This window comes from Hydrogenovibrio kuenenii DSM 12350, assembly GCF_000526715.1.
Classification (GTDB): Bacteria; Pseudomonadota; Gammaproteobacteria; order Thiomicrospirales; family Thiomicrospiraceae; genus Hydrogenovibrio; species Hydrogenovibrio kuenenii.
Genome location: NZ_JAGP01000001.1, coordinates 700521 through 714938 on the forward strand (window position 1 = coordinate 700521; position 14418 = coordinate 714938).

Sequence of the window (14418 nt, forward strand, 5' to 3'; positions counted from 1 at the left end):
TTAATGAACGACTTTTCAGAGATTCGTCAACGTTTTCCAATTCTAAAACAAACCGAAAATGGTCAACCTTTGGTTTACTTGGACAGTGGTGCAACTTCCCAAAAACCGCAAGAAGTGATTGATGCGATTACCAATTACTACACCATGGAAAATGCCAATGTGCATCGTGGTGTATACGGTTTAAGTGAAAGAGCAACGGAAGCTTATGAAGGCGCACGCGAGAAAATTAGAGGCTTTATTAATGCCGCTTCAACTAAGGAAGTGGTATTTGTGCGAGGCACAACTGAGGCGATTAATTTAGTAGCTGCAAGCTGGGGGCGCGTAAATTTAAATCCTGGTGATGAAGTCATTATCACGGAGATGGAGCATCACTCTAACATCGTGCCTTGGCAGCTGTTGCGAGATGAATTGGGTATTCGTTTGACTGTGCTTCGTATTAACCAAAATGGTGAAGTCTGTTTAAATGCTTTGGAAAGTTTGTTGTCCGAGCGAACTAAACTCCTTTCGATTACCCATATGTCAAATGCATTGGGTTCCATTAATCCAGTAAAAGAAATGACTGCATTAGCCCATAAAGTGGGTGCAAAAGTTTTGGTTGACGGTGCTCAAGCGGTTCCGCATATGAAGGTAGATGTGCAGGATATCGGTTGCGATTTCTATGCGTTTTCTGCACATAAAATGTATGGTCCAACAGGGATTGGCGTTTTATATGGTAAAGAGGAATTGCTTGAAGTGATGCCTCCGTATCAAGGGGGCGGCGATATGATTTATTCTGTGACCTTTGAGAAAACCGAATACAACGTTTTGCCTTATAAGTTTGAAGCAGGTACCCCTCATATTGCTGGTGGTATTGCTTTAGGTGCTGCGGTGGATTTTATGCTGTCTATTGGACAAGATGCCATTGCTGACTACGAAAATCAGTTGCTTGTCTATGCCACAGAAAAGCTTAAAACGATTGAAGGGCTGCGCATTATTGGTGAAGCCGAGCATAAAGGTGGTGTGATTTCCTTTATTGTTGATGGTGCACATCCGCATGACATGGCCACTTTAATGGATCAAGATGGTATTGCCGTACGCGCTAGTCATCACTGTGCAATGCCGGTAATGCAACATTTCAATGTACCTGCTACAGTCCGCGCGTCTTTTGGTGTTTATAATAACTTTGATGATATTGATAGACTGGTTGCTGCAATCATAGAAGCTAAGGATATGCTGCTTTAATAACGTTGCTTTGTAACGTGTAGTTATTCTGATGTTTGGACGATTAAGTCTGTTTGGAGTATGATTAATCCATAAAAATATAAAAGAAGTTTTATGGGGTGTGATATGGCAGAGCAGACGGAAAATTTGTCTAGCAAGTTCAAATCTGCTTGGGCAGGTTTGGAAACTTATCAAAAAGTATTCTTGATTTTTGTTCTGATCGTTTTTCCTCTGGGATTAATCTTCCCGCAAGTTATGGAAATTCTACTTCTCCCTTTGTCTTTTGTGACTTGTTCCAACTGAAGTGGCTGGGTTATGACTGCTTCTTTAGATTGGATTCGCTTGGAATGTATTCCATTACCGGATAGTCGTTTTGATCCTTGCGTAGTTTTTTGGAATCCGAATGAGCAGAAAATATTAGGTGATGCAGCAGAACAGATTCTTCAATGGGTAGCTGACGCTGAACAAAAAGGCTATATCAGTACGCCAACCCTAACGCATTTTGAGATAGTGAGCCCATTGACACAACCTTCTGAATTAGCGGCTATTTTGGCGCAATATTATTGGGTTATTCCTGAACCAGTTTCCTCGCCAGAAGAAAATGCAATGAAAGAAGTTGATTCAATACACTTACTTCATTAATTCAGATTAAATTTTCATCTATGCTTTGCTCGCGTTTTAGTTATCATATAACGAAAATATAAAACCTAAATAGAAAACACAGATAAACAACTCAAACAGGCTGTGCCTGTACTGGGCGAGATTCTACCCAAATTTATGAAAGATTACGTCAAGCAAATTCATTTTGTCGGCATCGGTGGTGTCGGCATGGCAGGCATTGCTGAAGTATGCCTTAACCTAGGATACGAAGTATCCGGTTCCGATATTAGAGAAAATATCACCATTACGCGTTTAAAGTCTTTAGGCGCTCAAGTTCAAATTGGTCATGATGCCAGCTATGTTAAAACCAGTGATGTAGTTGTGGTTTCAACGGCAATTGACAAAGAAAATCCAGAAGTTAGTTACGCTCGAGAAATGCGCATTCCAGTGATTCCTCGTGCTGCGATGCTGGCGGAACTGATGAGAATGCGTTTTGGTATCGCCATCGCAGGAACACATGGTAAAACGACGACGACAAGTTTAGTCGCTGCAATCTTAACGCAAGGCGGACTAGATCCGACATTTGTTATTGGTGGTAAATTAAATCAGGTGGATGCCAATGCGCGTTTGGGATCGAGTCAATACTTGATTGCCGAGGCTGATGAGTCCGATGCCTCCTTCTTACACCTTTCTCCCATGATGTCGGTCGTTACCAATATTGATGAAGATCATATGGAAACGTATCAAGGGGATTATCAGCAGTTAGAAAACACCTTTATTGAGTTTATTCATCGTTTACCCTTTTATGGTATGGCTGTGCTCTGCATTGATGACGAGAATATACAAAAAATCATTCCAAAGCTTTCCCGTAAAATTTACACATATGGTTTTTCTGAAGCTGCAGATGTACGAGCCAGTAATGTTAAAGCGAAAGGGCTGCAAATGCAGTTCACCGTTGAAACAGAAGATTTACCTTCATTTAATGTAACTTTAAATCAGCCTGGTAGGCACAATATTTTGAACGCATTGGCAGCTATTTCCATTGCATTGGAGTTAGACGTTTCGGTAGAAAATATTCAAATCGGCTTGTCTGATTTTGGTGGTGTTGGACGACGCTTCGAGGTTTATCCCAATCGAATGATTGGTAATCAGCTGGTTACTCTTGTGGATGATTACGGACATCACCCAACAGAACTTGCAGCTACTTTAAATACAGCTAGAGAAGCTTTTCCCGATAAACGGTTGGTCTTGGTGTTTCAACCACATCGCTATTCGCGTACAAGAGATTTGTTTGATGATTTTGTACAGGTGTTGATGGAGCCAGATCTACTGGTGTTGATGGATGTTTATGCAGCAGGTGAAACAGCGTTGACAGCGTTTGATTCCAAGTCGTTGTTGCAGTCGTTAAGACTTTTGGGCCGCAAAGAAAGTGTGCATATTGAAGACCGCCAGCAACTGGATGAAGTGATGCCGAACTTACTGAATGAGGGCGATATTGTTCTGGTAATGGGCGCTGGTGATGTAGGACAAATTTCAAAAGATTGGAAGGAATTGGGAGCATAAGCATGTCCAACAAGCAAATCGATGTTAAGGCTCTTGGCAAAGTCGCCGTATTGATGGGTGGTACAGCAGCAGAGAGAGAGGTTTCTTTAAGGAGCGGTAAGGCAGTTTTGAACGCGCTTGTTGCTAAAGGCGTCGATGCTGAGGGAGTTGATGTTGTAACAGTTGAACAATTGTTGGATATTGCCAAGCATTATGACCGTGTTTTTAATGTAGTGCATGGTCGTTGGGGAGAAGATGGTGGTATCCAAGCAGTACTTGATGCTTTGGATGTGCCTTACACTGGTAGTGAACAAGGAGCTTCCGCTTTAACAATGGACAAGCTTCGTACCAAATGGCTCTGGCAAGGTGCTGGGTTACCGACACCTGAATTTGTAAGAGTTTCTAAAACGCAGCCGTTTGATTCCATAGGCTTCTCATTACCATTTCCTGTGATTGTTAAGCCATGCCATGAAGGTTCTAGTATTGGCATGCGTAAAGTTGATTCATTAGAGGAACTGATTGAGGCAGTAGGCTATGCCCAAGAGTTTGACCATGAAGTTTTGATTGAACGTTGGGTGACCGGACGAGAGTTCACCTGTTCAATTTTGGATGGTGAAGCCTTGCCTTTGATTGAATTGAAAACGTCACATTCTTTCTATGATTATGAAGCTAAATACTTGTCAAATGATACACAATATCTTTGCCCGACCAATTTACCAGAGCAGCAAGAAAAAGCGATACAAGCTTTGTGTTTAAAAGCATTTGATGTTGCTGGTGCAAGAGATTGGGGGCGTGTAGACCTTATGATGGATTCGAATAATCAGGTTTGGTTGATTGAATTGAATACGGTGCCTGGAATGACGGATCATAGCTTGGTGCCTATGGCAGCAAGAGTTCAAGGTATTAGTTTTGAAGAATTGGTTGTCAGGCTTTTGGCTTTGACCATGAACCGACATGAATCTTCGTAAATAAGCACTGAGAAACGATACTAGATGTTAAATAAAAAGCTTGTTTCTACTGTTGTTTTATTGGTGCTTTTGATTAGTGCGCTTGGTTGGATAATATTTTCACCCAATCGCGTTTTGAAAAATTATCAAATAGAAACGCATCTGAAAAAAGTTGAAACATCTCAGGTTGATAAGGTGGTAAAACCTTATTTAGGTCAATCTTTTTGGCGCCTTGATTTGGACAGTTTGCACGCAAAAATTGTTCAATTAGATTGGGTGTACCATGCAACGGTAACGCGCAGATGGCCTGGTCAAATTGATATTTCCATAGAAGAGCAGAAACCGGTTGTCCGCTGGGGCAAAGATGGTTTATTGAATAAAAATGGTGACATTTTTTACCCAACGAATATAGCCTCCTTCCAAAATCTAGTGGAATTAGATGGTGATGATGGCAAATCACAACAGTTATTAAAGGATTTGGTGGTATTTCAGGGGGCATTCAATAAACTTGGCTGGACAATTTCCAAACTTGTTAAGAATGCGGATAATGTCTGGCAAATTCACTTTGTTAAACATCCGCAAGTTGAGCTGGATGAAACTGATTGGAAACATAAACTAAAACGTTTTATTAGAGCTTATCCACAAATAAAAGAAGCGCTAAGAAAAAATGCACGTCTGTATGATTTGCGCTATAGTAATGGTTTCGCGATCAAGCGAATTTCTGAAACGCAAAAAACGGACAAAACAGATTCTTGATACTTTGCAAAAAAGGTTAAGAGTTTTTACCTTGGCTTATGCAATTAGACTGGACCTAAAGGTATTGATGTAAATGGCAAAAAAGCAACCTACTTCTCATTCAAACATTGTGATCGGGCTGGATATCGGCACTTCAAAAATCGCTGCAATCGTTGGTAAAGTAAAAGATGATGGCAAAATAGAAGTGATAGGGATGGGAACTCACCCATCTAAAGGCCTTAAAAAAGGGGTTGTGGTCAATATTGATTCGACTGTTGAGTCGATTCAAAGAGCCATTGATGAAGCTGAACGCATGTCGGGTATTCAAGTCAACTCGGTTTCAGTTGGTATTGCGGGTAGTCATATCAATAGCTTTAATTCAAATGGCATGGTGGCGATCAGTAACCAAGAAGTCCAGGAGCAGGATGTGCAACGAGTTATCGATGCTGCACAGACCATTGCTATTCCAGGTGACCAGCAAATACTTCATATTTTGCCGCAAGAGTTCATGATTGATAACCAAGGTGGCATTCGTGAACCGATTGGAATGTCTGGCGTTCGTTTAGAAGCCAAAGTCCATATGGTGACAGGCTCTGTTAGTGCGGCACAAAATATTACCAAGTGCGTTGAAAAATGCTCTTTAACTGTTGATAACTTGATTTTAGAACAGTTGGCTTCCGCCGAAGCAGTTTTGTCAGAAGATGAAAAAGAGCTAGGGGTTTGTTTGGTAGATATTGGTGGCGGTACTACGGATATTGCTGTTTTCCAAAACGGTGCTATTCGACATACTGCGGTTATTCCTGTCGCTGGTGACCAAGTTACTAATGATATTGCGGTTGCATTGCGTACGCCAACACCAGCTGCAGAACAAATCAAACGCCAATACGCTTGTGCATTACCTCAGTTAATTGATCAAGATGAAGAAATTGAAGTCCCTTCGGTAGGTGATCGTCCTGCACGTTGTTTGTCAAGAAACACTTTGGTTGAAGTCATTGAGCCTCGTTATGAAGAATTGTTTCAATTGATTCAAGCTGAATTACGTCGTACTAACTTCGAAAACAAAATCGCAGCAGGTATTGTTTTAACCGGAGGTAGTTCCAAGGTTGAAGGCGCGGTTGAATTGGCGGAAGAAGTTTTTCATATGCCAGTTAGGCTTGGTGTACCAATGGGAGTCAGTGGCCTGAAAGATGAGGTTTCTAGTCCTGCATTTGCAACAACAGTTGGTTTGTTGCTTTATGCTAAAGAACACCAGACTTTCTCTCAACATACTAATGTATCTGCCCGCAAACAGCAGATGAGTGAAGAGACCATTTTAGAAAAAATGAAAAACTGGTTTAGTAACAGCTTTTAAATTTTTGTGTAAAAATCCTGTTTATTTATTGAAATCCTTACTTGTTCAGTGTGTTAAAATTCGCCTTTTATTTATCATTAAAATGCTGCCCAATCAGGAGCGAATAAAGGCGTGAAACAAAAAACTTTAGCAAACCCTATCAAAGCAAGAGGTGTTGGGCTTCATACTGGACATGAAGCATTGATGACCCTTAAACCTGCTCCTGCAAATACAGGGATCGTTTTCCGCCGTATTGATACTTCTCCCGTTGTTGAGTTTCCTATTTCGCCGAATTTGGTTCAAGAAACCACGCTTTGCACGACAATTGTTAAAGATGTTGAGCAGGGGCTTGTTAAGATTGCGACTATAGAACATTTGATGTCTGCCTTAGCCGGAATTGGAATTGATAATGTCTATATCGATATTGATTCGGATGAAGTGCCTATTATGGATGGTAGTGCGTCACACTTTATCTTTTTATTGCAGGCTGCTGGTATTGAGTTTCAAGATGCGCCCAAAAAGTTTATTCGTGTGCTGAAACATATTCGTGTCGAGAATGATAAGGGCGGTGTTGCTGAGTTCAGTCCTTATGAAGGATATCGTCTAAACTTCTCTATAGAGTTCGATCATCCTGCATTTGAACAGACAGCGGAAAAAATGACATTAGACTTCTCTTCCACATCTTATTTTAAAGAAGTCAGTCGTGCTCGTACTTTTGGTTTTATGAAAGATATGGAAAAACTTCGAGCACAAAACCTTGGTCTGGGTGCCGGGCTGCATAACGCAATCGGTTTGGATGAAAACGGCGTCATGAATTTAGAAGGCTTACGAGATAAAGATGAATTCGTTCGTCACAAAATTCTCGATGCTGTGGGCGATTTGTTTATGGCAGGTCACCCTATCGTTGGCGAGTTTACCGCCCACAAATCAGGTCATGCTTTGAATAACCAGTTATTACGCGCTTTAATGGCTGATCCAGACGCTTATGAAATAGCCGATTATCTTGGCAAAGAACCGCCAATAGAATATGGCAGTTCAAAAGTTTTATTGTAGAACCATTTTCTATTGAATCATGGGGTTAGCTTCTAGGTTAACCTCTTGTTACTTCTCAAGATTATCTCATCATTTTTAGCATGGACTTATGCTAGAATAAGCCTCATTTTTAATCTTATTGAAACTTTAGCGTGTTTAGATGAACCGGGCTTGGTCACAGGCTTGATATAAAATGATTTAAACATAATTTAACGCTTAAAACCTTGGACGCTATTACGAATGGATTTGTCTTTTTTCACCAAAATTTTTGGCAGCCGGAATGACCGTTTACTTAAAAAATACTATAAGAAAGTGCAGCAGATTAATGCTCTTGAATCAGAAGTTTCCGAACTATCAGATGAGCAGCTAAAAGCTAAGCAGCAAGCCTTTAAAGAGCGAATTGCAGCTGGTGAAAGTCTTGAACATATCTTACCGGAAGCTTTTGCGGTGGTTAGAGAGGCTGGAAAGCGAGTTCTTGGGCTGCGTCACTATGACGTACAGTTGATCGGTGGAATGGTATTGCATGAGGGTAATATCGCGGAAATGCGTACTGGTGAAGGGAAGACATTGGTTGCAACCTTGCCCGCTTACCTGAATGCGCTTTCTGGACAAGGTGTTCACGTTATTACCGTAAACGACTATCTTGCTTCGCGAGATGCAGAGCAGATGGGACAGTTATACGGTTTCCTTGGTTTGACTACAGGCGTGATTTTGTCTGGCCAGGACAGTGAGCAAAAGCAAGCCGCTTATGCCTGTGATATCACTTACGGAACCAATAATGAATTTGGTTTTGATTACTTACGTGACAACATGGCGATTCAAACTGAAGAGCGTGTAATGCGTAAGCAGAATTTTGCAATTGTCGATGAGGTGGATTCCATTCTTATCGATGAAGCGCGAACGCCACTGATTATTTCCGGCCCTGCTGAAGATAAGTCGGCACTTTATCAGCAAATCAATCCTTTAATTGCTCATCTTGAACAAGGTGAAGAAGACAAAGAAACCAAAACTTCAACGGGTGACTTCACCATAGACGAAAAGTCTAAACAAGTTCATTTAACAGATGAAGGGCACTCTAAAATTGAAGCTATGCTGGCTGAGATAGGCATGATTGGTGAAAATGAATCTTTGTATGATGCTGAGCATATTACGCTAATGCGTCATATCAATGCGGCTTTGCGAGCAAACCTGTTATTTGAAAAAAACCGTGATTATATTATTGAAGGCAATGAAGTTGTCATTATCGATGAATTCACGGGGCGTAAAATGCAAGGTCGCCGCTGGGGCGATGGTTTGCACCAAGCCGTAGAAGCTAAAGAAGGTGTGCAAATCCAAGCAGAAAGCCAAACTTACGCATCTATTACCTTTCAAAATTACTTCCGTCAGTATGAGAAATTGTCAGGTATGACCGGTACAGCTGATACCGAAGCGGGTGAGTTTTTATCTACCTACTCGTTGGAAGTTGTGGTTATTCCAACCAATATTCCACCTACACGAAATGATTTACCTGATCTGGTATTTTTGGATATTGAAGGTAAATTTGCATCGATCGTTCGTGACATTAAAGAAGTTCACGCAACACAACAACCTATATTGGTCGGGACAGCTTCTATCGAGATGTCAGAAGTGTTATCAGAGTTGTTGAGTGGAGAAAATATTCCTCACAATGTATTGAACGCAAAACAGCATCAACGCGAAGCCGGGATCATTGCAGAAGCAGGTCGTCCAGGTGCAATTACTATTGCAACCAACATGGCGGGTCGAGGAACGGATATTGTTTTGGGGGGGAACCTTGAAGCAGAATTGGCGGGATTAGAAAGCCCAAATGAAGAAAAGGTTGCTGAAGTTAAAGCGGCATGGAAAGTTCGTCACCAACAAGTTTTAGATGCCGGTGGGTTGATGGTCATTGGTTCTGAACGTCACGAATCTAGACGTATTGATAATCAGCTTAGAGGTCGTTCTGGTCGTCAAGGTGATCCTGGGGTTACACGCTTTTATTTGTCATTAGATGATGACCTAATGCGTCGTTTTGCATCAGAAAAAGTCAAAAACATGATGCGCCGTTTGGGCATGAAGTCGGATGAAGCGATTGAACACAACATGGTGACCAAATCTATCGAGCGTGCGCAAAAGCAAGTTGAGCGTATGCATCAGGATGAACGTGCAAACCTTTTGAAGTTCGATAACATCTCCAATGAACAACGCAAAGTTGTTTACGCGCAGCGTAATGAGTTAATGGAAGAAGATGATGTTTCAGAAGTCATCGATTCATTGCGTGAAAACGTGCTTGAATCTTTGATGGCAAGTTTTATTCCACCGGGAAGCCTTGAAGAACAGTGGGATATTGAAGGTTTTGAAAACGCTCTAAAAGAAGATTTTGCACTTGATTTACCTGTTGCACAATGGGTTTCTGATGATAAATCTCTGTATGAAGAAAAGTTACGCGATAAAGTTATTGCAGAAGCGAAAACGCTTTATGATGCAAAAATGCAGGTGATTGATGAAGAAACTCGTCATCACTTTGAAAAAGAAGTGTTGCTGCGAACCATTGACCAGCAATGGCGTGAACACTTAAATGAAATGGATTATTTACGTCGTTGGATTCATTTAAAAGGGTTTGCACAGAAAGATCCATTCCAAGAGTATCGTTCAACTTCAGCAGAAATGTTTGAAGCGTTTTTGAATGCAGTTATGTACGATACAGTTCAAACTTTATCTTTAGTACAAATCCATGGTTCTGATGATGTGGATGCTTATGAAAAGCAACAGAAAGATGAACGCCCACAACAGCTTGAAGCAAATCATCCAGCAGCGCAGTCAATTTCTGGTGTGATGGGCGCTACGCAAGCAGATGAAGCACAAGATAGTGAATCAGCTGAAGAAACTACCTTTAGACGCGAAGCACCTAAAGTTGGGCGTAATGATCCTTGTCCATGTGGCTCGGGTAAAAAATATAAACAATGCTGTGGAAAACTGAGTTAATTACCGCTATTATTTTGGTTTAACAGCAAAAAATAAAGCCCACTTGTTTTGTACGGTGGGCTTTTTTAGTTTAGGAACTTGTTATGAATACAAATACTGCTCACCCTGTACAAGGTGTTTATTTGGGAACAACCTGCGCCAAAATCAAAAAATCGGGCGCAGAAGATTTTGTGTTGTTGCAGTTTAACGACGCGGCCGTTACGGTGGCGACCTTTACTCAAAATGCATTTTGTGCCGCACCTGTGACTTTAGCAAAACGCCACCTTGCTGTTAAAGCGCCAAAAGCTTTGGTGATTAATAGTGGTAATGCCAATGCAGGAACCGGTAAGCAAGGCATGATGGATGCCGAGCAAACCTGTGCATGGGTTGCAAATGAGTTAGGGTGTTCTGCCGATGAAGTTTTGCCTTTTTCTACAGGGGTTATTGGTCAAAACTTGCCGATGCAAAAAGTTCAACAAGCGATTCCTATGGCAGCCGCTAATTTAAAAATCGACGGTTGGTCAGATGCAATGAAAGGCATTATGACGACCGATACGGTTGAAAAAATCTATAGCGAAAAAGTCTCTATCCAAGGTCACGAAATTACCTTAACGGGTATTTCTAAAGGCTCAGGGATGATTCACCCAAATATGGCAACAATGCTTGGCTTTGTAGCTACTGATGCGAAAATCACGCGTGAGTGTTTGCAGCAAGCTATGACGGATGCAGTAAACCTTTCGTTTAACCGTATTACTGTGGATGGAGATACCTCTACCAATGATGCTTGCACTTTGACGGCAACACAGCAAGCGGATATGCCAACAATTGAAGATAGTCACTCTATGGCGTATCAAGAATTTGCGAACGCACTGAATCATTGCATGATGACATTGGCGCAAAAAATTGTGCGCGATGGGGAAGGGGCAACTAAGTTTGTGGCGGTTGAAGTGGAGAACGCACGTTCTTCAGAAGAAGCCTTAAAGGTTGCTCATGCCGTTGCTTTGTCACCACTGGTTAAGACAGCATTATTTGCTTCAGATCCAAACTGGGGACGTATTTTGGCTGCTGTCGGGCGTGCTGGTGTTGAGAACTTTGATATTGATGCTATCCAAATTTATCTAGGTGATGTTCTGTTGGTGGAAAATGGTGGTAGAGCGGATTCTTATACGGAAGAAGCTGGACAGGCTGTTATGAATGAAACGGATATTAATATTAAAATTATTCTGAACCGTGGTGAAGCAGGCGAAGTGGTCTGGACAACCGATTTTTCTTATGACTACGTTAAGATAAACGCAGAGTACCGTACTTAACAGTATCGACCATTAAAGCTTAAAATCTGCCAGGCTGGGTCTTTTGGTAACGACTCAAGCCTGGTAGATTTTATCTATTCAATTAACCGGTCAGAAATTATGCGCTTTTTATAATATCTGCAAGTGCATTGCATAACGCTTGGTTTTCTTCATCTGTTCCGATTGTAATTCTCAAATACTGATCAATGCGTGGCAATTTGAAGTGACGAACGATAATCGCTTTTTCACGAAGCTGTTGCGCGATAGTACTGGCATCTAATGTTTTGTGTTTGGTAAACACGAAGTTTGCTGAAGACGGAATTACTTCAAATCCGTTTGCCGTTAAAAACTCTACCAAGTTGTTACGCGTCTGAATAATTTTCTCACAACAATCATCAAAGTAAGGTTGATCTTCGATCGCAGCAACACCAGCAGCTAAAGCAACACGATCTATAGGATAAGAATTAAAGCTGTTTTTAACGCGCTCAAGCCCTTCAATTAGGTGTTGTTGACCCATGGCATAGCCAATGCGAAGTCCAGCCAATGAGCGAGATTTTGAATAGGTTTGTACCACCAACAGGTTAGCGTAATCCTGGATTAAAGAAACAGCGGATTCTCCGCCGAAATCAATATAAGCTTCATCAACTACAATAACCGAGTCTGGATTGTTTTTTAGTAGTGTTTCAATGGCATCTAATGCCAGTAGCCTACCTGTAGGTGCATTTGGGTTAGGAAAGATAATGCCGCCGTTTTCAATTGCATAATCGTCAGGGTTGATCTCAAAGTTTTCCGTTAGTGGGATGGTTTGATAATCAATGCCATACAGTCCGCAATAGACTGGGTAAAAGCTGTAGGTAATGTCTGGAAATAAGAGTGGTTTATCATGTTTAAGCAGCGCAGAAAAGATATGAGCCAATACCTCATCTGAACCATTACCAACAAAGACTTGACCAGAATTCAGGTTGTAGTGAGTCTGTAGTGCGGTTTTTAAATTATCCGAGTTAGGGTCAGGATAAAGTCTCAGGCGCTCATCATTCACCGATGCAATGGCGTCGTATATCTTTTGTGATGGCGGATAAGGGTTTTCATTGGTATTGAGCTTAACAAGGTTGTCAACTTTTGGTTGTTCACCTGGTACATAAGGTGTCAGTGTGTGTACCAGATCGCTCCAGAATTGGCTCATAATGATTCTCTTGATTTGTTTCTGCTGAAATAAGCCTAGTAAAACCAGGCAATAAAGTGAGTATTTTACTGTAAAAAGCAGATGTCTCGCAGCGAAAAGCTACCCCTGCTTGGCAGATTTTTGTCAAAATACTACACAATAGAAAATGAAGGATGTTCACATGCAAATGAATTCTAATCGAAAGCAAATCGTTGTTGGTGTTTTGAGACAAGGCTCGAAAGTGTTGTTGTCCGTTAGACAGAAGCACCAAGCTTATGCCGACTATTGGGAATTCCCTGGAGGAAAAGTTGAATCTGGGGAAGCGTTTGAAGAAGCACTTAAAAGAGAGTTTCAAGAAGAGGTAGGTGTGGAAACTCATAGTTGGCAACCTTTGATTCAAATTCCTTGGGATTACGAGCATGCATCGGTTGTGCTGAATGTTTTTGTTTCGGAAGAGTTTATTGGTGAACCTCATGGTAAAGAAGGGCAAACAGTTGCATGGGTTGAAACCAGAGAGTTAGATAATTATCGCTTTCCTGAAGCCAATGCCGGTGTAGTGTCTGCATTAAGATTGCCGGATGCGATGATGATTACAGGCGCTTTTGCCGATCAGCATGATGCCTTGGCAAAACTCGATGCTGCGCTATTGGATGGTGTTCGTTTGGTGCAGCTCCGCGCTAAAAAAATGGAAGAAGCCGATTTTATTGAATTTGCAAAGATTGCTATTCATAAAATACACGGTCATGGTGGAACGGTTCTGATTAATGGTAAACCTGAGTGGCTCGATTTATTGCCGGAAGCAGATGGTTTGCAACTGGCGTCAACTGAATTAATGCACTGGTCTGAACGACCTGTTCCTGAAGATAAATTATTGAGTGTTTCAACGCACAATGCTTTGGAGATAGCTAAGGCATTGGAGCTTGGTGCGAACATGATTTTATTGTCCCCTGTTAAACCGACTTCTTCTCATCCTGATATGGAAGCTTTAGGCTGGCAAAGCTTCCAGTCACTTATTCAAAATGTGCCTGTTCCGGTGTACGCATTGGGCGGTATGAAAGCTTCAGACATTACGGAGGCGAAACGTTACGGTGCACAAGGTGTAGCGGCCATTTCAAGTTTTTGGCCATCTACTATTTAGAAGGCTCGCTATCTTCCATTTTTGTTTTAGTTTTAATAGACGAAGGTAAATCCTGCGTCTGAATGGTTGTGACGTTTATGTCATAAACGTTCAATTGAGCAGCCATTAGTTGCCAGTTGTTTTGTGGCACTGTCCAATTCGTATGGTAGTGAATTAAGCTGTTGTCTTTGAGTTGGACGGAGTCATAAATTAAGTCTAATCCAGGATTATCAGAGAGCATAGATTGAAATTCACTCTCATCGATAATCATTAAAGGGTTCAGATGGCTTTCTTCAACAATATGCTTGAAGTCAGCTAATGACAGTCCTTTTTTTGCCAAGTATTTGATAATGGTGTGGGCGAGTAGCCTGCGCGGCACGACAGCCGTGTAACAATAACCATCTTGTAGAGAAGTTACCTGATAAGGCATAAGTTCGTCTCTTTCGGTTGTAGTGTTTTAGTTTCCCTAGGCTATAGGAAAAACATGAGTTTTACAATTGTTT

12 protein-coding genes are annotated in these 14418 nt (G+C 41.4%); 10 read left to right on the top strand and 2 right to left on the bottom strand.

What is annotated here, in order from left to right; all coding sequences use genetic code 11:
* Window positions 1-3: 3 nt before the first annotated feature.
* The 9 genes from N745_RS0103235 (at window position 4) to argJ (ending at window position 11657) form a co-directional block, all read left to right on the top strand.
* A complete protein-coding gene (locus N745_RS0103235) occupies window positions 4-1221 on the top strand; it encodes an aminotransferase class V-fold PLP-dependent enzyme (protein ID WP_024850701.1) in 1218 nt (405 codons plus the stop codon).
* 294 nt (window positions 1222-1515) lie between these two features.
* On the top strand, window positions 1516-1842 hold the full coding sequence (locus N745_RS0103245; RefSeq protein WP_024850703.1) for a hypothetical protein: 327 nt from the start codon (window positions 1516-1518) through the stop codon (window positions 1840-1842).
* A gap of 135 nt (window positions 1843-1977) precedes the next feature.
* On the top strand, window positions 1978-3363 hold the full coding sequence (gene murC / locus N745_RS0103250) for a UDP-N-acetylmuramate--L-alanine ligase (protein WP_024850704.1): 1386 nt from the start codon (window positions 1978-1980) through the stop codon (window positions 3361-3363).
* 2 nt (window positions 3364-3365) lie between these two features.
* Window positions 3366-4310: a D-alanine--D-alanine ligase gene (locus N745_RS0103255; protein WP_038070592.1), complete on the top strand. Its 945-nt coding sequence runs from the start codon at window positions 3366-3368 to the stop codon at window positions 4308-4310.
* A 24-nt stretch (window positions 4311-4334) separates the two neighbouring features.
* Window positions 4335-5045 carry a cell division protein FtsQ/DivIB gene (locus N745_RS0103260; protein WP_024850706.1) on the top strand — a complete coding sequence of 237 codons (711 nt, stop codon included), beginning with the start codon at window positions 4335-4337 and terminating at the stop codon, window positions 5043-5045.
* A 73-nt stretch (window positions 5046-5118) separates the two neighbouring features.
* Entirely contained in the window at window positions 5119-6375 is a 1257-nt protein-coding gene (gene ftsA, locus N745_RS0103265; RefSeq protein WP_024850707.1) for a cell division protein FtsA, read from the top strand.
* A 111-nt stretch (window positions 6376-6486) separates the two neighbouring features.
* The gene (gene lpxC, locus N745_RS0103270; RefSeq protein WP_024850708.1) at window positions 6487-7407 is read left to right on the top strand and encodes a UDP-3-O-acyl-N-acetylglucosamine deacetylase; all 921 of its coding nucleotides are present in this window, start codon (window positions 6487-6489) and stop codon (window positions 7405-7407) included.
* A 219-nt stretch (window positions 7408-7626) separates the two neighbouring features.
* Entirely contained in the window at window positions 7627-10368 is a 2742-nt protein-coding gene (gene secA, locus N745_RS0103275) for a preprotein translocase subunit SecA (RefSeq protein WP_024850709.1), read from the top strand.
* 83 nt (window positions 10369-10451) lie between these two features.
* The gene (gene argJ, locus N745_RS0103280) at window positions 10452-11657 is read left to right on the top strand and encodes a bifunctional glutamate N-acetyltransferase/amino-acid acetyltransferase ArgJ (RefSeq protein WP_024850710.1); all 1206 of its coding nucleotides are present in this window, start codon (window positions 10452-10454) and stop codon (window positions 11655-11657) included.
* A gap of 97 nt (window positions 11658-11754) precedes the next feature.
* Here the strand turns inward: argJ and hisC are convergent, their stop codons facing one another.
* Complete coding sequence (gene hisC, locus N745_RS0103285) at window positions 11755-12819, bottom strand: histidinol-phosphate transaminase (protein WP_024850711.1); 1065 nt, start codon at window positions 12817-12819, stop codon at window positions 11755-11757.
* A 160-nt stretch (window positions 12820-12979) separates the two neighbouring features.
* On the opposite strand from hisC, the gene N745_RS0103290 reads away from it, so the two are divergent.
* On the top strand, window positions 12980-13936 hold the full coding sequence (locus tag N745_RS0103290) for a Nudix family hydrolase (RefSeq protein WP_024850712.1): 957 nt from the start codon (window positions 12980-12982) through the stop codon (window positions 13934-13936).
* Here N745_RS0103290 and N745_RS0103295 read toward each other — a convergent pair.
* Window positions 13929-14345 carry a hypothetical protein gene (locus N745_RS0103295; protein WP_024850713.1) on the bottom strand — a complete coding sequence of 139 codons (417 nt, stop codon included), beginning with the start codon at window positions 14343-14345 and terminating at the stop codon, window positions 13929-13931. The two genes, N745_RS0103290 and N745_RS0103295, sit on opposite strands and share 8 nt — an antisense overlap.
* Between the last annotated feature and the right edge of the window lie 73 nt (window positions 14346-14418).